General features: G+C 57.2%; 21 protein-coding genes and 2 tRNA genes. 7 read left to right on the top strand and 16 right to left on the bottom strand.

Annotated features, from left to right (window positions below):
• Window position 1 precedes the first annotated feature (1 nt).
• The 9 genes from nusA to rlmE all read right to left on the bottom strand — a co-directional run bounded on the left by nusA (window position 2) and on the right by rlmE (window position 7,939).
• Window positions 2-1,510, bottom strand: a complete 1,509-nt coding sequence (gene nusA, locus J9788_RS14930) for a transcription termination factor NusA (protein WP_004933514.1) — start codon at window positions 1,508-1,510, stop codon at window positions 2-4.
• Window positions 1,511-1,531: 21 nt separating this feature from the next.
• Window positions 1,532-1,984: a ribosome maturation factor RimP gene (rimP, locus tag J9788_RS14925; protein WP_033644179.1), complete on the bottom strand. Its 453-nt coding sequence runs from the start codon at window positions 1,982-1,984 to the stop codon at window positions 1,532-1,534.
• A gap of 217 nt (window positions 1,985-2,201) precedes the next feature.
• A tRNA-Met gene (locus J9788_RS14920) sits at window positions 2,202-2,278 on the bottom strand.
• Window positions 2,279-2,338: 60 nt separating this feature from the next.
• Window positions 2,339-2,425 (bottom strand) — tRNA-Leu (locus tag J9788_RS14915).
• Window positions 2,426-2,495: 70 nt separating this feature from the next.
• Window positions 2,496-2,831: a preprotein translocase subunit SecG gene (gene secG, locus J9788_RS14910; RefSeq protein ID WP_004933519.1), complete on the bottom strand. Its 336-nt coding sequence runs from the start codon at window positions 2,829-2,831 to the stop codon at window positions 2,496-2,498.
• 220 nt (window positions 2,832-3,051) lie between these two features.
• Window positions 3,052-4,389, bottom strand: a complete 1,338-nt coding sequence (glmM, locus tag J9788_RS14905; RefSeq protein ID WP_182265163.1) for a phosphoglucosamine mutase — start codon at window positions 4,387-4,389, stop codon at window positions 3,052-3,054.
• Between the two features lie 4 nt (window positions 4,390-4,393).
• Window positions 4,394-5,230, bottom strand: coding sequence for a dihydropteroate synthase (gene folP / locus J9788_RS14900; RefSeq protein WP_042783532.1), 837 nt, complete (start codon window positions 5,228-5,230; stop codon window positions 4,394-4,396).
• Window positions 5,231-5,321: 91 nt separating this feature from the next.
• Window positions 5,322-7,253 carry an ATP-dependent zinc metalloprotease FtsH gene (gene ftsH, locus J9788_RS14895; RefSeq protein ID WP_004933529.1) on the bottom strand — a complete coding sequence of 644 codons (1,932 nt, stop codon included), beginning with the start codon at window positions 7,251-7,253 and terminating at the stop codon, window positions 5,322-5,324.
• A gap of 56 nt (window positions 7,254-7,309) precedes the next feature.
• Window positions 7,310-7,939 (bottom strand): 23S rRNA (uridine(2552)-2'-O)-methyltransferase RlmE, encoded by a 630-nt coding sequence (gene rlmE, locus J9788_RS14890; RefSeq protein ID WP_004933533.1) that lies wholly within the window; start codon window positions 7,937-7,939, stop codon window positions 7,310-7,312.
• Between the two features lie 143 nt (window positions 7,940-8,082).
• Here rlmE and yhbY point away from each other — a divergent pair, with 143 nt between their 5' ends.
• A complete protein-coding gene (gene yhbY / locus J9788_RS14885; protein ID WP_004933536.1) occupies window positions 8,083-8,376 on the top strand; it encodes a ribosome assembly RNA-binding protein YhbY in 294 nt (97 codons plus the stop codon).
• Window positions 8,377-8,488: 112 nt separating this feature from the next.
• Here the strand turns inward: yhbY and greA are convergent, their stop codons facing one another.
• The gene (gene greA, locus J9788_RS14880) at window positions 8,489-8,965 is read right to left on the bottom strand and encodes a transcription elongation factor GreA (protein ID WP_004933539.1); all 477 of its coding nucleotides are present in this window, start codon (window positions 8,963-8,965) and stop codon (window positions 8,489-8,491) included.
• 256 nt (window positions 8,966-9,221) lie between these two features.
• On the opposite strand from greA, the gene dacB reads away from it, so the two are divergent.
• From dacB to pmrB, 3 genes are read left to right on the top strand one after another with little or no spacing between them, the layout of a single operon-like run.
• Window positions 9,222-10,655 (top strand): serine-type D-Ala-D-Ala carboxypeptidase, encoded by a 1,434-nt coding sequence (gene dacB, locus J9788_RS14875; RefSeq protein WP_025159591.1) that lies wholly within the window; start codon window positions 9,222-9,224, stop codon window positions 10,653-10,655.
• 8 nt (window positions 10,656-10,663) lie between these two features.
• A complete protein-coding gene (pmrA, locus tag J9788_RS14870; protein WP_046897982.1) occupies window positions 10,664-11,326 on the top strand; it encodes a two-component system response regulator PmrA in 663 nt (220 codons plus the stop codon).
• A complete protein-coding gene (gene pmrB / locus J9788_RS14865; protein ID WP_046897981.1) occupies window positions 11,323-12,384 on the top strand; it encodes a two-component system sensor histidine kinase PmrB in 1,062 nt (353 codons plus the stop codon). Before pmrA ends, pmrB begins: the two co-directional genes overlap by 4 nt.
• A gap of 34 nt (window positions 12,385-12,418) precedes the next feature.
• On the opposite strand, the gene cgtA is transcribed toward pmrB, so the two are convergent.
• The 4 genes from cgtA to rplU form a co-directional block, all read right to left on the bottom strand.
• Window positions 12,419-13,591 carry an Obg family GTPase CgtA gene (gene cgtA / locus J9788_RS14860; RefSeq protein WP_033641651.1) on the bottom strand — a complete coding sequence of 391 codons (1,173 nt, stop codon included), beginning with the start codon at window positions 13,589-13,591 and terminating at the stop codon, window positions 12,419-12,421.
• Between the two features lie 16 nt (window positions 13,592-13,607).
• Window positions 13,608-14,579, bottom strand: a complete 972-nt coding sequence (locus J9788_RS14855) for a DMT family transporter (protein WP_033651479.1) — start codon at window positions 14,577-14,579, stop codon at window positions 13,608-13,610.
• A 105-nt stretch (window positions 14,580-14,684) separates the two neighbouring features.
• Window positions 14,685-14,942 (bottom strand): 50S ribosomal protein L27, encoded by a 258-nt coding sequence (gene rpmA / locus J9788_RS14850; RefSeq protein WP_004933559.1) that lies wholly within the window; start codon window positions 14,940-14,942, stop codon window positions 14,685-14,687.
• A gap of 17 nt (window positions 14,943-14,959) precedes the next feature.
• The gene (rplU, locus tag J9788_RS14845) at window positions 14,960-15,271 is read right to left on the bottom strand and encodes a 50S ribosomal protein L21 (protein WP_004933561.1); all 312 of its coding nucleotides are present in this window, start codon (window positions 15,269-15,271) and stop codon (window positions 14,960-14,962) included.
• Between the two features lie 270 nt (window positions 15,272-15,541).
• Between rplU and ispB the strand changes: the two genes are divergently transcribed.
• On the top strand, window positions 15,542-16,513 hold the full coding sequence (gene ispB, locus J9788_RS14840; protein ID WP_046897980.1) for an octaprenyl diphosphate synthase: 972 nt from the start codon (window positions 15,542-15,544) through the stop codon (window positions 16,511-16,513).
• Between the two features lie 50 nt (window positions 16,514-16,563).
• Here the strand turns inward: ispB and J9788_RS14835 are convergent, their stop codons facing one another.
• Complete coding sequence (locus tag J9788_RS14835) at window positions 16,564-16,920, bottom strand: DNA-binding protein (protein ID WP_046897979.1); 357 nt, start codon at window positions 16,918-16,920, stop codon at window positions 16,564-16,566.
• A gap of 180 nt (window positions 16,921-17,100) precedes the next feature.
• Here J9788_RS14835 and J9788_RS14830 point away from each other — a divergent pair, with 180 nt between their 5' ends.
• Complete coding sequence (locus tag J9788_RS14830; RefSeq protein ID WP_004933567.1) at window positions 17,101-17,361, top strand: helix-turn-helix transcriptional regulator; 261 nt, start codon at window positions 17,101-17,103, stop codon at window positions 17,359-17,361.
• A 66-nt stretch (window positions 17,362-17,427) separates the two neighbouring features.
• Here the strand turns inward: J9788_RS14830 and mdh are convergent, their stop codons facing one another.
• Entirely contained in the window at window positions 17,428-18,366 is a 939-nt protein-coding gene (gene mdh / locus J9788_RS14825; RefSeq protein WP_033636811.1) for a malate dehydrogenase, read from the bottom strand.
• Window positions 18,367-18,830: 464 nt separating this feature from the next.
• On the opposite strand from mdh, the gene argR reads away from it, so the two are divergent.
• Complete coding sequence (argR, locus tag J9788_RS14820) at window positions 18,831-19,301, top strand: transcriptional regulator ArgR (RefSeq protein ID WP_016929335.1); 471 nt, start codon at window positions 18,831-18,833, stop codon at window positions 19,299-19,301.
• Window positions 19,302-19,509 lie beyond the last annotated feature (208 nt).

Raw genomic sequence — 19,509 nt, 5'->3', positions numbered from 1 at the left:
ATTACGCGTTGTCGCCAAACCAACAGATATTGCGTGCAGCCATGATCAGCTCGCCGGCTTGCTCATCGCTAAGCCCTTCAATATCAGCCAGATCGTCAACACCCTGCTCGGCAAGATCTTCCAGCGTACAAACCCCACGCGCGGCCAGTTTAAAGGCCATGCTGCGCTCAAGACCCGGCAGGTTGAGCAAATCGTCGGCCGGTTTGTTGTCGCCCAGGCTTTCTTCTTGTGCCAGGGCCAGCGTGGTCAATGCAGCTTTGGCGCGTTCGCGCAATGCTTCAACCGTATCTTCATCCAGACCGTCGATTTCCAACAGCTCTTTGATCGGCACGTAGGCCAGCTCTTCCAGCGTGGAGAAGCCTTCTTCAACCAGTACGGTGGCGAAATCTTCGTCGATATCAAGATACTTGGTGAAGGTATCAATAGCGGCATGAGCCTCGGCCTGGTGCTTGGCCTGCAGGTCGTCCGCCGTCATCACGTTCAGTTCCCAACGATCGTCGCCGCGGTGTTGTTTCAGCAGCTGGGAAGCCAAACGCACGTTTTGGCCGTTACGGCCGATCGCCTGCGCCAGGTTGCTGGCTTCAACGGCGATATCCATGGTGCAGTTATCTTCGTCTACCACGATCGACGCGACGTCGGCCGGCGCCATGGCGTTGATGACGAATTGCGCTGGGTTATCATCCCACAGGATGATATCGATGCGTTCGCCGCCGAGCTCGCTCGACACAGCCTGAACGCGCGCACCGCGCATACCTACGCAGGCGCCGACCGGATCGATGCGCTTGTCGTTGGTTTTCACTGCAATTTTCGCACGGGAGCCTGGATCGCGGGCTGCCGCTTTAATCTCGATCACTTCTTCGCCGATTTCCGGCACTTCGATGCGGAACAGCTCTTTCAGCATTTCCGGGCTGGAACGGCTGACGAACAGCTGCGCGCCGCGAGCTTCGGGACGTACGGCATACAGCACGCCGCGAATGCGGTCGCCCGGACGGAAGTTTTCGCGCGGCAGCATGTCTTCACGGCCAATGACCGCTTCGGCGTTGTTGCCCAGATCCAGCGCGATGCTGTCACGGTTCACTTTCTTCACCACGCCGGTGACGATCTCACCTTCGTGTTCACGGAAAGCGTCGACCACCATCGCGCGCTCCGCCTCGCGCACTTTCTGCACGATAACCTGCTTGGCGGTTTGGGTGGTGATGCGGTCGAAGGTCACGGATTCGATCTGATCTTCGACGTATCCGCCGAGCTCGATGCTCGGATCTTCAAACTGAGCGGCTTCCAGCGTGATTTCACGCGTCGGCTGAGTCACTTCGTCTACGGCGACCCAACGGCGGAAGGTATCGAAATCGCCGGTTCTGCGGTCAATGCTGACGCGCACGTCGATTTCCTGCTCGTATTTTTTCTTGGTTGCGGTGGCTAATGCAGTTTCCAGCGCTTCGAAAATCTTCTCGCGCGGAAGGGATTTTTCATTGGAAACTGCTTCAACAACAGCCAGAATCTCTTTGTTCATCCTAGTTGCCTCTTCCAAACTTTAAAAGTGGGGTACCAGGTTCGCTTTCTGGATGTTGCTCAGCGCGAACACTTCATCTTTCCCTTCCACAGTAACCGTGATCATCTCGCCTTCGACAGACTTGATAATACCCTGCCACTTGCGACGGTTCTGTACCGCCATGCGCAGGACCAGGCTGACTTCTTCACCGAGGTAACGCGTATAGTGTTCTGCGGTGAACATCGGGCGATCAAGGCCAGGAGAGGAGACTTCCAAGTTGTAAGCGACCGTGATTGGATCTTCGACGTCCAATACAGCGCTGACCTGGTGGCTGACATCAGCGCAATCATCAACATTGATGCCGTTATCACTATCAATATAGATGCGGAGCGTCGATTGGCGCGCACGAATGAATTCGATGCCTACAAGCTCAAAGCCCAACGCTTCTACCGGTGCCGAAAGCATCTCTGTTAACTTTTGCTCTAATGTGGACAAGCCCACCCCCAAGACATAAAAAAAGGGCTAAATAGCCCAGTGATTCTGTTGCCAAATAACAAAAAACCCCGAAAAATCGGGGCTTTATGCAACTGGACCCTGTTTGCCGCTAGGCGGCCTCGGTACAACTTTCGAGCAAGTGTCATTTTCAAATGTTGATCGAGAAAAGCGGGTTTCAATCGAAAAGTGTATTTGAAAATAAACACTTAAAGGAAAGTGGTTGCGGGGGCCGGATTTGAACCGACGACCTTCGGGTTATGAGCCCGACGAGCTACCAGGCTGCTCCACCCCGCGTCCGAAAACGTGGCAAATACTACGCCGATAATCGCAAAATTGCAAGTTATCTCTGGGATTTGGTACCGAGGATGGGACTCGAACCCACAAGCCCGTTAGGGCACTACCACCTCAAGGTAGCGTGTCTACCAATTCCACCACCTCGGTACTGATTCTTACTGCTAACGGCCGTTGTTCTTTCGAGTTCACAACCACCGTTTTCAAAATTTGTTGCGGCTTACTGTGGGATATCGCTGCTCGGCTTGGCTGGTGCCGCCGGCGCGGTCGTCTGCTCAGTTTTCACTGGCTGACCCAGGTTTTCCCACTCGCTGCCTTTCTTGCTCTGGTTGCTGCTGAGGTTGCCCAGAATCAGGCTGATGACGAAGAACAGCGTCGCCAGCACAGCAGTCATGCGGGTCATAAAGTTACCGGAACCACTCGAACCGAACAATGTGCCTGATGCACCTGCTCCGAAAGAGGCTCCCATATCAGCGCCTTTACCTTGCTGCAACATAATCAGAGCAACCAGCCCGATTGAGATCAGCAGGAAAATTACCAGAAGAGCTTCGTACATAGTAGTACCCGTATCCTTGCGGCCTTACCGCATGCCAAATGCTTCACACTCATCAAGCAGGCGTTTTTATAAACTGCCTACTGAAGCGGGTGTGAATACTAACCAAAGCCGCCAACCCGCGCAAGGGCAATTTGCAGCCGCCGGCGCGTTTGCGGAAAAAAACGCCAACAATCGCCTGTTCGGGCTCAGCGATGCCAAGCCCGGCGGCTAACTGTCTGTTTTAACCTGCGGATTTCACCGCGTCGGCGATGCGATGCGCCAGCGCGGTCACCTGCTGCTCGTCTTCGCCTTCCACCATCACGCGGATCAGCGGCTCGGTGCCCGATTTGCGCAGCAGCACCCGGCCGCGGCCGGCCAGCTCGGCCTCCACCTGCTCGGTGATTTTGCGCACCGCGTCGGACTCCAGCGGGTTGTGCTCGCCGGCGAAGCGCACGTTGACCAGGATCTGCGGCAGCAGCTTCATGCCGCTGCACAGGTCATGCAGGCTCATGTGGTTGCGCACCATGGCGGTCAGCACCTGCAGCCCGGCCACGATACCGTCGCCGGTAGTGGTTTTGTCCAGCAGGATCACATGGCCGGAGTTTTCCGCGCCGATGCGCCAGCCCAACTCCTGCAGCTTCTCCAGCACGTAGCGGTCGCCCACTTTGGCGCGAGCGAACGGAATGCCCAGCTGTTTCAGCGCCAGCTCCAACCCCATATTGCTCATCAGGGTGCCGACCGCGCCGCCGCGCAGCTGGCCCTGACGCAGGCCTTCACGGGCGATGATGTACAGGATCTGGTCGCCGTCCACCTTGTTGCCCAGGTGATCCACCATCATCACGCGGTCGCCGTCGCCGTCGAACGCCAGGCCGACGTGCGCTTTTTCCTGCAACACGCGCTCCTGCAGCTGACGCACATCGGTAGCGCCGCATTTTTCGTTGATGTTCATCCCGTCCGGCTCAACGCCGATGGCGATCACCGTAGCGCCCAGCTCGCGCAGCACGCTCGGCGCGATGTGGTAAGTCGCACCGTTGGCGCAGTCAACCACGATTTTCAGCCCCTTCAGGCTCAGCTCGCTCGGGAAGGTGCCTTTGCAGAATTCGATATAGCGGCCGGCGGCGTCGATGATACGGCTGGCTTTACCCAGCTCCGCGGACTCCACGCAGGTCAGCGGTTTTTCCATTTCGGCTTCGATCGCCTCTTCGACGTTGTCCGGCAATTTGGCGCCGTCGATCGAGAAGAACTTGATGCCGTTGTCATAGAACGGGTTGTGCGAAGCGGAGATGACAATGCCCGCTTCCGCGCGGAAGGTGCGCGTCAGGTAGGCCACCGCCGGCGTGGGCATCGGCCCGGTGAAGGAGGCGGACAATCCGGCGGCCGCCAGGCCGGCTTCCAGCGCAGACTCCAGCATATATCCGGAGATGCGCGTATCCTTACCGATGATGATCTTGCGGGAACCGTGACGCGCCAGCACTTTACCGGCCGCCCAGCCCAGCTTCAGCACGAAGTCAGGCGTGATGGGGCTGTCCCCGACCTTGCCACGGATGCCGTCGGTGCCAAAATATTTGCGCTCGCTCATGTCTCTACTGTCCCTTAGCTGAAAGTGTTGCCTCGACGACACGCATCGCCTCGACGGTTTCTTTAACGTCATGCACTCTGACAATCTGCGCACCCTGCATCGCCGCGATCACCGCGCAGGCCACGCTGCCGATAACCCGTTGATCCGGCGGCACGTTCAGCAGTTGTCCAATCATCGATTTGCGCGACATGCCGACCAACAGCGGCAAACCGAAACGATGAAATTCCGACAACCGGGCCAGAAGCTGATAGTTGTGCGCCAAATTTTTACCGAAACCGAAGCCTGGGTCGAGCAGCAATTTCTGATTTGTTATCCCCGCCTCGTTACAGCGCCGGATATGGTGCTCGAAAAACGTCTGAACGTCGGCGATCAGATCGTCGTAGTGCGGCGCCTGCTGCATGGTGCGCGGCTGCCCCTGCATGTGCATCAGGCAGACCGGCAAACCGCTTTCCGCCGCCGCCGCCAGAGCGCCCGGCTCCTGCAGCGAGCGGATGTCGTTGATCAAGTGTGCGCCGGCGTGCGCCGATTCGCGGATCACGCCCGCTTTCGAGGTATCGACCGAGATAAAGACTTCAAAGCGCTGCGCCAGCGCTTCCACCACCGGCACGACCCGCTCAAGCTCCTCTTCTTCGCTCACTTCCGCCGCCCCCGGCCTTGTCGATTCGCCGCCGATATCAATCATCGTGGCGCCGGCCGAAATCAGCGCATGCGCATGCACCAGCGCCTGATTCAGGGTGTTGTGGCGGCCGCCGTCGGAAAACGAATCCGGCGTCACGTTGAGGATGCCCATCACCTGCGGATGGGAGAGATTGAGCGTCATGTCGCGCACGGTTAACTGCATGGTTGGTCCACCTTACTGTTGCCTGGTTCACTGCCCGCCGGGCAAAAAAAACCCCGGCATGCCGGGGTTTGATGTTATTACACAGCCGCTGTTACTTGTCGAGCTGTTCGGACATGGTGTTGCCCGGCGTTGGGGTGCGCGGCTCATCTACCGGCGTCGGGGCTTTTGGGGTGCCGCCGTTGTCGGAGCTGTTGCCTTTGTTCGCATCGTCCCAGCCCGCCGGCGGACGCACGTCTTTGCGGTTCATCAGATCGTCGATCTGCGGCGCATCGATGGTTTCATACTTCATCAACGCATCCTTCATCGAGTGCAGGATGTCCATGTTTTCCATCAGCAGCGAGCGAGCACGCGTGTAGTTGCGTTCGATCAGCGACTTCACTTCCTGGTCGATGATACGCGCGGTTTCATCCGACATGTGCTTCGCCTTGGCCACGGAACGGCCCAGGAACACCTCGCCCTCTTCTTCCGCATACAACAGCGGCCCCAGCTTCTCGGAGAAGCCCCATTGGGTCACCATGTTGCGGGCGATGGAGGTCGCCACTTTGATATCGTTCGACGCACCGGTAGAGACTTTTTCCGGCCCGTAGATGATCTCTTCCGCCAGACGACCGCCGTACAGGGTGGAGATTTGGCTCTCCAGCTTCTGACGACTGGCGCTGATCGCATCCCCTTCCGGCAGGAAGAAGGTCACGCCGAGCGCCCGACCACGAGGAATGATGGTGACCTTGTGCACCGGATCGTGTTCAGGAACCAGGCGGCCAATGATGGCGTGGCCCGCTTCGTGGTACGCGGTCGACTCTTTCTGCGCTTCAGTCATCACCATGGAGCGGCGTTCCGCACCCATCATGATCTTGTCTTTGGCTTTCTCGAACTCCACCATCGACACCACGCGCTTGTTGCCGCGGGCGGCGAACAGCGCCGCTTCGTTGACCAGGTTGGCCAGATCGGCACCGGAGAAGCCCGGCGTACCGCGCGCAATGACGGAGGCGTCGATGTCGGCCGCCAACGGCACGCGGCGCATGTGCACCTTCAGGATCTGCTCGCGGCCACGCACGTCCGGCAGCCCGACCACGACCTGACGGTCGAAACGGCCTGGGCGCAGCAGCGCGGGGTCAAGCACGTCCGGACGGTTGGTCGCCGCGATGACGATGATGCCCTCGTTGCCTTCGAAACCGTCCATCTCAACCAGCATCTGGTTCAGGGTCTGCTCACGCTCATCGTGACCGCCACCCAGGCCGGCGCCACGCTGGCGACCGACGGCGTCGATTTCATCGATGAAGATGATGCACGGCGCGGCTTTCTTCGCTTGTTCGAACATGTCGCGCACGCGGGATGCACCCACGCCGACGAACATTTCGACGAAGTCGGAACCGGAAATGGTGAAGAACGGTACCTTCGCTTCGCCGGCGATCGCTTTCGCCAACAGCGTTTTACCGGTCCCCGGCGGGCCAACCATCAGCACGCCTTTCGGGATCTTGCCGCCCAGCTTCTGGAAACGGCTCGGTTCGCGCAGGTATTCCACCAGTTCGCTCACCTCTTCTTTCGCTTCGTCACACCCGGCAACATCGGCGAAAGTGGTCTTGATCTGGTCTTCCGTCAGCATGCGGGCCTTGCTCTTGCCGAAGGACATCGCGCCCTTGCCGCCGCCGCCCTGCATTTGCCGCATAAAGAAGATCCAGACCCCGATCAGCAACAGCATCGGGAACCAAGAGATAAAGATAGAAGCCAGCAGGCTCGGCTCTTCAGGCGGCTCGCCGACAACTTTCACATTCTTCGTTAACAACGTATCCAGCAACTTAGGATCGTTGACAGGGATGTAGGTCGTGTATTTGTTACTGTCTTTCTTGGTAACGTTAATTTCACGTCCGTTGATTCGCGCTTCGCGAACCTGGTCCTGGGTCAGTTCGGACATGAAGGTAGAGTAATCCACCCTACGGCCATTCGACTCGCTGGGCCCAAAGCTCTGGAATACAGACATCAACACTACCGCGATGACTAACCAGAGAATTAGGTTTTTCGCCATGTCACTCAAGGGATTAACCTCATCTTACAACTGTGTTAACAAACAGCGTTAGGGTACTACAGTTTGCGCCCTGTCGCTACAATGTACACTTCGCGCGAACGGGCGCGGGAAGCGTCTGGCTTACGAATCTTAACCTTCGTAAACAGGGAGCGAATTTCCCGTAGGTACTCGTCAAAGCCATCTCCCTGGAACACCTTCACCAGGAAACTTCCGCCTGGTGCGAGGACATCACGACACATATCCAGCGCCAACTCCACCAGATACATCGACCTTGGAATATCGACCGCCGGGGTGCCACTCATATTCGGGGCCATATCGGACATGACCACCTGAACCTTACTCTCGCCTACTCGTTCCAACAGTGCCTTCAGCACCAGTTCATCACGAAAATCGCCCTGAAGGAAATCGACGCCAACGATAGGATCCATTGGCAAAATATCACAGGCGATGATGCGCCCGGTACCGCCGATTTGGGTGACCACATACTGCGACCAGCCGCCCGGTGCGGCGCCCAGGTCAACCACGGTCATGCCCGGTTTGAACAGTTTGTCGCTCTGCTGTATTTCATCAAGTTTAAACCAGGCACGGGAACGCAGTCCCTTTTTCTGCGCCTGCTGTACATATTTATCGCTAAAGTGTTCTTGTAACCAGCGACTGGAGCTAGCCGAACGCTTTTTATTAGCCATCTCGTTTTCCAACTATCATAAAAAGAGTCTTATGTCAGGGTCGCTGCTCACGTAGACTCACACCGGTGAAGACCGATTTGGTGATATACATGAGATGGCGGTAGAATGTACCGTTTTCAATCCCAACTTAAGCAAAAAAGACAATGAATCTGAATAATAAACAAAAACAGCACCTGAAAGGCCTGGCGCATCCGTTAAAACCGGTGGTGATGCTGGGCAATAACGGTCTTACCGAAGGGGTGCTGGCTGAAATTGAACAGGCTCTGGAGCATCATGAGCTGATCAAGGTAAAAATCGCCGCTGAAGATCGCGAAACCAAGACCCTGATCGCCGACGCTATCGTGCGTGAAACGGGCGCCTGCAATGTGCAAGTTATCGGCAGTACGCTTATTCTTTACCGCCCGTCGAAAGAGCGCAAGATCAGTCTACCGCGTTAATAACCATCAGGTTAACGAAAAGGTGCCATGCGCCTGACCAAGATAAAAGGCCGCTTGCGGCCTTTTTCCTATCTTTACAAAACGTTGGCGCATTAATGACCAACGGTCCCGATCAGAGATACTCGACCTTCAGGATCTCGTATTCCACGTCGCCGCCTGGGGTTTTGATCACCACCACATCGTCTTGCTCTTTGCCGATCAGGCCGCGCGCCATCGGCGAGTTTACCGAAATCAGATTTTTCTTGAAATCGGCCTCATCGTCGCCAACGATGCGGTAAGTCACTTCTTCTTCGCTATCCAGATTCATCACCGATACGGTGGCGCCGAAGATCACCCGACCGGTGTTCGGCATCTTGGTGATGTCGATCACCTGAGCATTGGACAGCTTGGCTTCGATTTCCTGAATGCGGCCTTCACAGAAACCCTGCTGTTCGCGGGCGGCATGGTACTCGGCATTTTCTTTCAAGTCGCCGTGTTCACGCGCTTCAGCGATATCCGCAATGATTTTCGGGCGGCGCACGCTTTTCAGATATTCGAGCTCTTCGCGCAGTTTTTCAGCGCCAAACAAGGTCATCGGAATTTGGTTCATCGTATAAATACCTCTAAATCTTTCCTGTTCAAATAACCGTCATCCTGACGTATTCGTATGAAAACACGGTTGGCATACCGCCCCCCGCCTCCAGGCGACAAACAAAAGAAACCTGACTCGGAACGGAGCCCAAGCCAAGATCGGTTTTGCATTTTGATACGCATTTTAGCCTAGAGTTCCTTGAGGGTCATCGTTTACTTTTTCCCTGATTGCACCGTAGTATGACGGCACGTTATCCAGCTGTTATCCCGAGATTATGCGTTTTTCACGAATTGTCAGTGCATTGGCTTGCGCATTTGTTCTGAATGCGAATGCGGCCCCGGTTGAAGAGTACACACAATATCTGCCTGATGGGGCCAACCTTGCCCTGGTCGTTCAGAAGATCGGCGCCGGCTCGCCGACGATCGATTACCACTCTCAGCAAATGGCGCTGCCGGCCAGTACCCAAAAAGTGCTGACGGCGCTGGCGGCATTGCTGCAACTCGGGCCCGATTACCGTTTCACCACCACGCTGGAGAGCCAGGGCGATATCCGCGACGGCGTGCTGCGCGGCAACCTGATCGCTCGTTTCAGCGGCGATCCGACCTTCAAACGCCAGAGCCTGCGCAATATGGTGGCCGTCCTGAAAAAGCAGGGCGTGCGCCAAATCAGCGGCGACGTGCTGGTCGATACCTCGGTCTTCGCCAGCCATGACAAAGCGCCCGGTTGGCCGTGGAACGATCTGACGCAGTGCTTCAGCGCGCCGCCGGCCGCCGCCATCGTCGATCGCAACTGTTTCTCGGTCTCGCTGTACAGCGCGCCGAACCCGGGCGACATGGCGTTTATCCGCGTCGCCTCCTATTATCCGGTTAATATGTTTAGCCAGGTACGCACCCTGGCGCGCGGCTCGGCAGACGCGCAGTACTGCGAGCTGGACGTGGTGCCGGGCGAGCTGAACCGCTTTACCCTGACCGGCTGCCTGACGCAGCGCAGCGAGCCGTTGCCGCTGGCCTTCGCCATCCAGGACGGCGCCAGCTATGCGGGCGCCATCTTGAAAGACGAGCTGACGCAGGCCGGCATCCAGATCGACGGGCATTTGAAACGCCAGACGCGTCCCGGCATTACCGGCACGGTGATCGCGCAAACCCAGTCGGCACCGCTGCACGATCTGTTGAAGATCATGCTGAAGAAGTCGGACAACATGATTGCCGATACCGTCTTCCGCACCATCGGTCATGAGCGCTTCGGCGTGCCGGGCACCTGGCGAGCGGGCTCCGATGCGGTGCGCCAGGTGCTGCGCCAAAAGGCCGGCATCGATCTGGGCAATACCATCATCGCCGACGGTTCCGGCCTGTCGCGCCACAACCTGCTGGCCCCGGCGACCATGATGCAAGCGCTGCAGTACATCGCGCAGCACGACAACGAGCTGAACTTTATCTCGATGCTGCCGCTGTCCGGCTATGACGGCACCCTGCGCTACCGCGGCGGCCTGCATGAAGCCGGCGTCGACGGCAAGGTGTCGGCCAAGACCGGCGCGCTGCAGGGCGTCTACAACCTGGCTGGCTTCATCACGACCGCCAGCGGCCAGCGCATGGCCTTCGTGCAATATCTCTCCGGCTACGCCGTGCCGCCGGAAGATCAGAAACAGCGCCGCGCGCCGCTGGTGCGCTTCGAAAGCCGCCTGTATCGGGATATTTACCAAAACAACTGAGGGTCGTCATGAAGCTGCTGGTCGTTGAAGATGATGAACTGCTGCAACAGGGGCTGGCGTTGGCGCTGACCGGCGAGGGTTACGTCTGCGACTGCGCCGCCACGGCGGCGGAGGCCAACAGCCTGCTCATCACCAGCCAATACAGCATGGTGATCCTGGATCTCGGCCTGCCGGACATGGACGGCGCGGCGCTGCTGCGGCAGTGGCGCCGCCAGCAGATCGATCTGCCGGTGCTGATCCTGACCGCCCGCGACGCCCTGGAAGATCGCGTCGACGGGCTGGACGCCGGCGCCGACGACTACCTGATCAAACCCTTCGCGCTGGTTGAGCTGCAGGCGCGCGTGCGCGCCCTCCTGCGGCGCTACCAGGGTCACAGCGACAATCTAATGCAGGTGGATGACCTGCAGTTGAACCTCTCCAGCCAGCAGGTCTACCTGCAGCAACAGCCGGTGGAAGTCACGCCAAAAGAGTTCGCCATTCTGTCGCGCCTGATCATGCGCGCCGGGCAGACGGTCAACCGTGAGCTCCTGCAACAAGATCTCTACACCTGGCAAGACGATCTGGGCTCTAACACGCTGGAAGTGCACATCCACAACCTGCGTCGCAAACTGGGCAAGGATCGCATCCGCACCGTGCGCGGCATCGGCTACCGCCTGGAACCTTCCTCATGATCAGCATGCGCCGCCGCCTACTGCTGATGTTGGCGCTGATCCTGTTGGTCACGCAGCTCATCAGCGCCTTCTGGCTGTGGCACGAAAGCCAGGAACAGATCAGCTTCCTGGTGGACGAAACCCTGTCCGCCAAAGTGCGCAGCGAGCGCGTCGATACCGAGATCGCCGAAGCCATCGCCTCGCTGTTGGCGCCTTCGCTGATCATGATGATCGTGACCCTGCTGGCGTCTTTCTGGGCCATCAGCTGGATCACCCGCCCGCTCAACCAATTGCAGCAGCGGCTGGAAAAGCGCTCTGCCGATAACCTGACGCCGCTGCCGATCACCAGCGACAGCCAGGAAATGGTGGCGGTCACCAATGCGCTTAATCAGCTATTCTCGCGGCTGGACAACACCATTCAGCAGGAACGTCTGTTCACCGCCGACGCCGCCCACGAGCTGCGCACGCCGCTGGCCGGCATCCGCCTGCATCTGGAACTGATGGAAAAACAGGGCGTCAAGGGCAGTCAGGCGCTGATCGCCCGCATCGATCAGCTGATGCACACCGTCGAGCAGTTGCTGATGCTGTCGCGCGCCGGGCAAGACTTTGCCAGCGGCCATTACCAGCATTTCGATTGGGTAGCCGATGTGATCCAGCCGCTGCGTGAAGAGCTCGACGAAATGACCGCCCAACGCGGGCAAACGCTGGCCTGGCAATTGCCGGCCGCCGCCGCGGTGAACGGCGATCCGGTGCTGCTGCGGCTGCTGCTGCGCAACCTGGTCGAAAACGCCCACCGATACGGCCCGGAAGGCGGCGCGATACAGGTGCAGTTAACGCCGCAGGACCGCGGTTATCTGCTGCAGGTCATCGACGATGGCCCGGGGATCAAGGAAGAGATGGTCGGGGAGCTGACGCAGGCGTTTCGCCGCATGGATCAACGCTATGGCGGCAGCGGACTGGGCTTGAATATCGTGATCCGCATCGTGCAGCTGCACCAGGGGCGCTTGACGCTGGAAAACCGCCGCGATGCGCGCGGCCTGAATGCCCAGTGTTGGCTGCCGGAAAAGGCGCTCAAATAATAAGGGCCCAGCGTTGCTGAGCCCTTTCACCGAATTACTTCTGGTAAATGATTTCGACGCCTTCGTCGTCGTCTTCGTCCCAGTCGTCATCCCAGTCGTCATCCGCTTCCGATTCCATCTCCGCCAGCTGTTCGCGGTGATAGTCGTCCCACATGAATTCGACTTTTTCCGGCGCGCTTTCTTCGATCGCCATCGCTTTCGGCTGGGTGTTGATGAAGTTCATCACGTCCCAGCACAGCGCGTTGACGCCTTCGCGGTTGGCGGCGGAGATCATGTAGTACTTTCCTTCCCAGCCCATGCCTTCCACAATCGCCTTGGCGCGTTCGGCGGCTTCTTCCTCACCAATCACATCAATTTTGTTGAACACCAGCCAGCGTGGCTTCTGCGCCAGATTTTCGCTGTATTGGTTCAACTCGTTGATGATGACTTTGGCGTTTTCCACCGGATCGGATTCGTCGATCGGCGCAATGTCCACCAGGTGCAGCAGCACGCGGCAACGCTCCAGGTGTTTCAGGAAGCGAATGCCGAGGCCCGCGCCTTCGGAGGCGCCCTCGATCAGCCCCGGAATGTCGGCGACCACAAAGCTCTGCTCGTGGTCCATGCGCACTACGCCCAGGCTTGGCACCAGCGTGGTAAACGGATAATCGGCCACCTTCGGCTTGGCGGCGGACACCGCGCGGATGAAGGTCGATTTGCCGGCGTTCGGCAGCCCCAGCATGCCCACATCGGCCAGCAGCAACAGCTCCAGCAACAGATCGCGCGCTTCGCCGGCGGTGCCCAGCGTCTTCTGACGCGGCGCACGGTTGACCGATGATTTGAAACGGGTGTTGCCCAGACCGTGCCAGCCGCCCTTGGCGACCATCAGTTTCTGCTCGTGACGGGTCATGTCGCCGAGGATCTCGCCGGTGCCCTGATCCTTCACGCGCGTGCCGACCGGCACCTTGATGATGACGTCTTTACCGCGTTTACCGGTACAGTCGCGGCTCTGGCCATTCTGACCGCGCTCGGCGCGGAAAGACTTCTCAAAGCGGTAGTCGATCAGAGTATTGAGGTTCTCGTCCGCCAGCAGGTAGACGTCGCCGCCGTCGCCGCCGTCGCCGCCGTCAGGCCCGCCGTTAGGGATATATTTTTCGCGGCGGAAGCTGACGCATCCGTTGCCGCCATCGCCTGCAACGACCAGAATCGCTGCTTCATCTACAAACTTCATTTACCGTCTCCGTAAATCATTCACCGGGCTGCTTCAAAGGAGCAACCTGGGGGGGTTCTGCCCGTCGCGGCCACCACCGGTGACCAATTGCGGAAAACATAGCGCCCGCCACTACCACAAACGCGCCAACATAGCCGACGAGGTTCAACGTCGGCGCGGCGAACGCCTGAGGCCAGGCCAGCGCCAATAAATCTGAAAACAGCAGGGTAAACAGCGGGGTCAGCGTCACTAACGCACTCACCTGCGCCGCCTGCCAGCGCGCCATCGCTTCCGCCAGCGCGCCATAGCCGATCAACGTGTTGGCGCCGCAAAACAGCAGACACGCCAATTGCCAGCCACTAAGCTGGAAAATCACCTCGGGTTTGGCCAGAGGGAACAACGCTATCGCACATAAAGTGTACAACATAACCAGGATCTGCGGCGAAGCCAGCCGTCGCAGCAATACCTTCTGCGCCACGCCGTAGCTCACCCAGACCATCGCCGCACACACGCCCAGCATGACGCCCAGCGTGTAGTCCGTCAGCCGGGTAAAGATCTCTATCAGACTGACGTTGAAAAACAACATCAGTCCACAAATCAGCATCAAGGCGCCAATGACCTGGGTGATGCGCATGCGCTCTTTTAAAATCAGCACGCTGGCGAACATCATGCCCACCGGCGACAGCTGGCCAATCACCTGCGACGCCGTCGGGCTCAGGTATTGCAGCGAGGAACTGAAGAACACAAAGTTGCCCAACAGCCCCGCCGTGGCGATCGCCAACAGCAGCAGCCAACGCGGTTGACGGAACATCTTCAGCGGCGGCAGCTTGCCGCGTACCGCGAGGATCACGCCCAAACCGATGGCGGCCATGGTAAAGCGATACCAAACGACGGTAAACGGCTCCATCACCGCCAACACTTCTTTCATTGCGATCGGCAACGCGCCCCAGCAAACCGCCGTGGTTAACGCCAGGGAAATACCCACGCCGACCTGCTGCTTCGTATCCATATTACCTTCGCCAACGCTGACGGGGCTGCCCGCAGGCAACCCATAAATGTAAAAAGCCCCGCAACGAATTGCGGGGCTTACATCTATTTCGTAAGGCTCGAAAAATTATTCAGCTTCGATGCTGATGAATTTACGATTGCTCGGGCCTTTAACTTCGAATTTGACTTTACCGTCTTTCAAAGCAAACAGAGTGTGGTCTTTGCCGCAACCCACGTTGGTACCAGCGTGGAATTTGGTGCCGCGCTGACGAACGATGATGCTGCCTGCCAGTACTGCTTCGCCGCCAAAGCGTTTTACGCCCAGACGTTTAGCTTCTGAATCGCGACCGTTACGAGTCGAGCCGCCAGCCTTTTTGTGTGCCATTAATCCGCTCTCCTAACTTAAGCGCTGATGCCGGTGATTTTAACGTCAGTGAACCACTGACGGTGGCCCTGCTGCTTACGGTGGTGTTTACGACGACGAAACTTAACAATCTTAATTTTCTCGCCACGACCGTGAGCAACGACTTCAGCTTTGATCTTGCCGCCATCGACGAAAGGAACGCCGATTTTGATATCTTCGCCATTAGCGATCATCAGAATCTGGTCAAACTCAACCGCTTCACCAGTTGCGATGTCCAGCTTTTCCAAGCGAACGGTCTGACCTTCGCTTACTCGGTGTTGTTTACCACCACTTTGGAAAACCGCGTACATATAAAACTCCGCTTTCCGCGTGCCCGACTGTGTTAGTTCAGAGCGCGCTATAAATATTCACAATAGGGCGCGAATTCTACGCAAAAAAGCGGCGCATGACAAGAGCAGAATAAGACCAGATGTACAAAAAAGAAGAAAAAAAACACAGTTTCTTTCGTGGCGTTTATCTGAACCGTTTTTCAAGTACAATCATAGGGACAGTTACCGCCATGTACCGATGTGAGCAGCGATCTCAACGCGGTGAAGAGAAACACAGCTGAAAAAAACACAATGAACCTAGAGCAAATTACCGAGTTAACCGCGCAAGATATGGCGGCCGTGAACGCAACAATTCTCGAACAGCTGAATTCCGATGTCACGCTCATCAATCAGCTTGGCTATTACATTATCAGCGGTGGCGGTAAACGCATCCGGCCGATGATCGCCGTTCTGGCGGCGCGAGCGTTGGGCTATGAAGGCAACAAGCACGTCACCGTCGCCGCCCTGATCGAATTCATCCATACCGCCACGCTGCTGCATGACGACGTCGTCGACGAATCGGACATGCGCCGCGGCAAAGCCACCGCCAACGCCGCGTTCGGCAACGCCGCCAGCGTGCTGGTCGGCGACTTTATCTATACCCGCGCCTTCCAGATGATGACCAGCCTGGAATCGCTGCGCGTGCTGGCGCTGATGTCGGAGGCGGTCAACGTCATCGCCGAAGGCGAAGTGCTGCAGTTGATGAACGTGCACGATCCTGACATCAGCGAAGAAAGCTACATGCGGGTGATCTACAGCAAAACCGCCCGTCTGTTTGAGGCGGCGGCGCAATCGTCGGCGATCCTGTCCGGCGCCAACGCCGAGCAAGAGAAGGCGCTGCAAGATTATGGCCGCTACCTCGGCACCGCTTTCCAGCTGATCGACGATCTGCTCGACTACAGCGCCGACGGCAGCACCCTGGGCAAAAACACCGGTGACGATCTGAATGAAGGGAAACCGACCCTGCCGCTGCTGCACGCGATGCACAACGGCGACGACGCACAGCGTGAGATGATCCGCGGCGCGATTGAGCAAGGCAACGGTCGTCACCTGCTGGAGCCGGTATTGCAGGCGATGCAACAATGCGGTTCGCTGGAATACACTCGCCAACGCGCCGAGGAAGAGGCCGACAAGGCGATCGCCGCGCTGCAGATCTTGCCGGCCTCGGAGCACCGCACGGCGCTGGAAGGCCTGGCGCATCTGGCAGTGCAACGCGACTTTTAAGAAACAAAAGTTTCTTAACGTTCTTATCAGGCCCGCTGATGCGGGCCTGTCTAGGTATTGTTCTCTTCGTCAATGCGCGCCAGCAGGCCGCCTATCCCTTCCCGCATCAGGAAAGCCACCATTTTATCGCGCTCGCTCTCCGTCAAATGGTAGTAATACTCGATCCATACCGCTAACGGATCCTGGCGTTCTACGTCATACGCCGCCCCATCTTCTTTCAGCATCAGCAGGTTGCGCGCGCCAGGCGGCAGGCTGTCGATATGATACTCCAACGCTTTTCCCTGCACGCCTTTACGCCTGCGGCTTATCCAGCCTTCGCGCCGGGCCATCAGATTGATTCCCTGTGGTGAGGAAGGTAATCCTGCGATGCCTGTCAGTTCCTTGGCGGCAAACCACTCGTTTTTCATAGCCATCATCTCTGGGCAATAGTGGGCAAAGTCATTTTTGGAAATTACTTGGGTATTTTTTAGGAAATTTAATGGTATTCTTGTTTCCGAATAAGCGTTTCACGTTGTTCAAACGCCTAACCCTGATCCGTTAGTTATACCACTAACGCAACTTTGGCTAATCAGAAAAGGAATGTAAACATGAATTCAAGGAACCCAGATTGGCATCCGGCAGATATCATCGCGGCGTTACGCAAACAGGGCACCACGCTGGCGGCGGTGTCGCGCAAGGCCGGATTAAGCTCATCAACGCTGGCCAACGCGCTGTCGCGTCCCTGGCCGAAGGGGGAATGGCTGATCGCCGAAGCAATCGGCATCCACCCATCGGAGATCTGGCCAAGCCGCTATTATGATCCGCATAGCGATTGCCTGCTGGATCGAAAAGCCCGCATCAAATCGTGAACGCGGGGCAAAAAAAACCGCCGGAACAGCGTCCGGCGGCGTTTATCGGCTGACTATCGGCGACGATCAGTTATTGATGAACTTCTCGCCCAGTTCGATATCTTTGTGCAGCACGTCCAGCATCTCATTCAGCGCTTTCTGTTCGAAGGCGCTCAGCGTGCCGATATCCTTGCGCTCTTCAACGCCGTTTTTACCCAGCACCAACGGCTGTGCGAAGAAGCGGGCGTATTTGCCGTCGCCTTCAACGTAAGCGCATTCCACAACGCCTTTCTCGCCCTGCAGTGCGCGCACCAGAGACAGACCGAAACGCGCGGCCGCCTGGCCCATGGACAGCGTAGCAGACCCGCCACCGGCTTTGGCTTCCACCACTTCGGTGCCGGCGTTCTGAATGCGTTTGGTCAGATCCGCCACTTCCTGATCGGTGAAGCTCACGCCAGGGATCTGCGACAGCAGAGGCAGGATAGTCACGCCAGAGTGGCCGCCGATCACCGGCACGTTCAGCTCTTCCGGCTGCTTGCCTTTCAGCTCGGCCACGAAGGTGTTGGAACGGATGATATCCAGCGAAGTCACGCCGAACAGTTTGTTCTTGTCGTAAACGCCGGCTTTTTTCAGCACTTCCGCCGCGATGGCGACCGTGGTGTTAACCGGGTTGGTGATGATGCCGATGCAGGCTTTCGGGCAGGTTTTCGCCACTTGCTCAATCAGGTTGCGCACGATGCCGGCGTTAACGTTGAACAGGTCAGAGCGATCCATGCCTGGCTTACGAGCCACGCCGGCGGAAATCAGCACCACGTCCGCACCCTGCAGAGCCGGGGTCGCGTCTTCGCCGCTGAAGCCTTTGATTTTAACTGCGGTTGGGATGTGGCTTAAGTCGACGGCAACGCCTGGGGTAACGGGGGCAATGTCGTAGAGAGAGAGTTCAGAACCTGAAGGAAGCTGGGTTTTGAGTAGAAGGGCGAGGGCCTGGCCGATACCGCCAGCAGCACCGAGAACTGCAACTTTCATCCTATACTCCTTTATTGTCTTAAATATATAAAGCGCCGTGAATGTGTTGGTGACGGACCTTAAATTATTACACCTTTAAAAACAATAAATTAGCTAATTGTTGCCTGCAGGTGCAATAAAATGACCGCTGTCGCGCCCATTTTAGATTAAATCGCTTACGCATGAAGGGCATAGCGCACACTAATCAAAAATAGTGCGAGGTTATTCACGAGCAAGTTAACCGGCCGTTACATTACACCCTTACGCAACATCAGAACAACATCATTTTAATAACATTTTATTTACCAGCGCAGGCCGATTTTCCGACGTCAAAAGGGCATATTCATCACGGCCGGATTTTGTTAAAATGCCGCCCTTTCCTCGCCGCCCGGTCATGTTTATTTTCTTTGGGTCGGCCCTTGTTGCATAAAAATTCATCTATATGCATAATCATGACTTCCATTATCAACATTCCACGGTGCAAAATGCGTAATCCCGCAAAACAGGAAGATCTGATCAAGACGTTCAAAGCGTTATTGAAAGAAGAAAAATTCAGTTCTCAAGGCGAGATCGTTTTGGCGCTGCAAGAAGAAGGCTTCGAAAACATTAACCAATCCAAAGTATCGCGCATGCTGACCAAGTTCGGTGCGGTACGTACGCGCAATGCCAAAATGGAAATGGTGTATTGCCTTCCTGCCGAACTCGGCGTGCCGACCACCACCAGCCCGCTGAAGAACCTGGTGCTGGACGTCGACCATAACGACGCCGTCGTGGTGATCCACACCAGTCCGGGCGCCGCACAGCTGATCGCCCGCCTGCTTGACTCCTTGGGCAAATCCCAAGGCATCCTCGGCACTATCGCCGGCGACGACACGATTTTCGTCACCCCGTCCAGCGGCTTTACCGCTCAGAAGCTGCATGAAGCGATCCTGGGCGTGTTCGAGCAAGAGCTGTGAAACCTGGCGCTAACAAAGTGCGGCTACCGCCCGCATTTTGTTAGCGCTTCTTTAACCCTCGCGTTACCTTTCCGGCCTTCAACCGCGTTTAACACTGCTTTTTTATCCCGCAACAACACATTTCCATGACATATCCATGTAACCAGCAGTACCCACTGTGATCTTCCGCACTTTTGGTCAAAAGCACTTACCTTATTGAAATTACATA

This window comes from Serratia sp. X10 (genome assembly GCF_017811775.1).
GTDB classification, from domain to species: domain Bacteria; phylum Pseudomonadota; class Gammaproteobacteria; order Enterobacterales; family Enterobacteriaceae; genus Serratia; species Serratia ureilytica.
The sequence above is the reverse complement of the archived record's forward strand: the minus strand, read 5'-3'. Positions and strand labels throughout refer to the sequence as shown.

Excerpts from the sequence above, each read along its gene's own strand:
- nusA (WP_004933514.1), bottom strand. The coding sequence starts at position 1,510 with ATGAACAAAGAGATTCTGGCTGTTGTTGAAGCAGTTTCCAATGAAAAA.
- secG (WP_004933519.1), bottom strand. The coding sequence starts at position 2,831 with ATGTACGAAGCTCTTCTGGTAATTTTCCTGCTGATCTCAATCGGGCTG.
- glmM (WP_182265163.1), bottom strand. The coding sequence starts at position 4,389 with ATGAGCGAGCGCAAATATTTTGGCACCGACGGCATCCGTGGCAAGGTC.
- folP (WP_042783532.1), bottom strand. The coding sequence starts at position 5,230 with ATGCAGTTAACCGTGCGCGACATGACGCTCAATCTCTCCCATCCGCAG.
- ftsH (WP_004933529.1), bottom strand. The coding sequence starts at position 7,253 with ATGGCGAAAAACCTAATTCTCTGGTTAGTCATCGCGGTAGTGTTGATG.
- rlmE (WP_004933533.1), bottom strand. The coding sequence starts at position 7,939 with ATGGCTAATAAAAAGCGTTCGGCTAGCTCCAGTCGCTGGTTACAAGAA.
- yhbY (WP_004933536.1), top strand. The coding sequence starts at position 8,083 with ATGAATCTGAATAATAAACAAAAACAGCACCTGAAAGGCCTGGCGCAT.
- greA (WP_004933539.1), bottom strand. The coding sequence starts at position 8,965 with ATGAACCAAATTCCGATGACCTTGTTTGGCGCTGAAAAACTGCGCGAA.
- dacB (WP_025159591.1), top strand. The coding sequence starts at position 9,222 with ATGCGTTTTTCACGAATTGTCAGTGCATTGGCTTGCGCATTTGTTCTG.
- pmrA (WP_046897982.1), top strand. The coding sequence starts at position 10,664 with ATGAAGCTGCTGGTCGTTGAAGATGATGAACTGCTGCAACAGGGGCTG.
- pmrB (WP_046897981.1), top strand. The coding sequence starts at position 11,323 with ATGATCAGCATGCGCCGCCGCCTACTGCTGATGTTGGCGCTGATCCTG.
- cgtA (WP_033641651.1), bottom strand. The coding sequence starts at position 13,591 with ATGAAGTTTGTAGATGAAGCAGCGATTCTGGTCGTTGCAGGCGATGGC.
- J9788_RS14855 (WP_033651479.1), bottom strand. The coding sequence starts at position 14,579 with ATGGATACGAAGCAGCAGGTCGGCGTGGGTATTTCCCTGGCGTTAACC.
- rpmA (WP_004933559.1), bottom strand. The coding sequence starts at position 14,942 with ATGGCACACAAAAAGGCTGGCGGCTCGACTCGTAACGGTCGCGATTCA.
- rplU (WP_004933561.1), bottom strand. The coding sequence starts at position 15,271 with ATGTACGCGGTTTTCCAAAGTGGTGGTAAACAACACCGAGTAAGCGAA.
- ispB (WP_046897980.1), top strand. The coding sequence starts at position 15,542 with ATGAACCTAGAGCAAATTACCGAGTTAACCGCGCAAGATATGGCGGCC.
- J9788_RS14835 (WP_046897979.1), bottom strand. The coding sequence starts at position 16,920 with ATGAAAAACGAGTGGTTTGCCGCCAAGGAACTGACAGGCATCGCAGGA.
- J9788_RS14830 (WP_004933567.1), top strand. The coding sequence starts at position 17,101 with ATGAATTCAAGGAACCCAGATTGGCATCCGGCAGATATCATCGCGGCG.
- mdh (WP_033636811.1), bottom strand. The coding sequence starts at position 18,366 with ATGAAAGTTGCAGTTCTCGGTGCTGCTGGCGGTATCGGCCAGGCCCTC.
- argR (WP_016929335.1), top strand. The coding sequence starts at position 18,831 with ATGCGTAATCCCGCAAAACAGGAAGATCTGATCAAGACGTTCAAAGCG.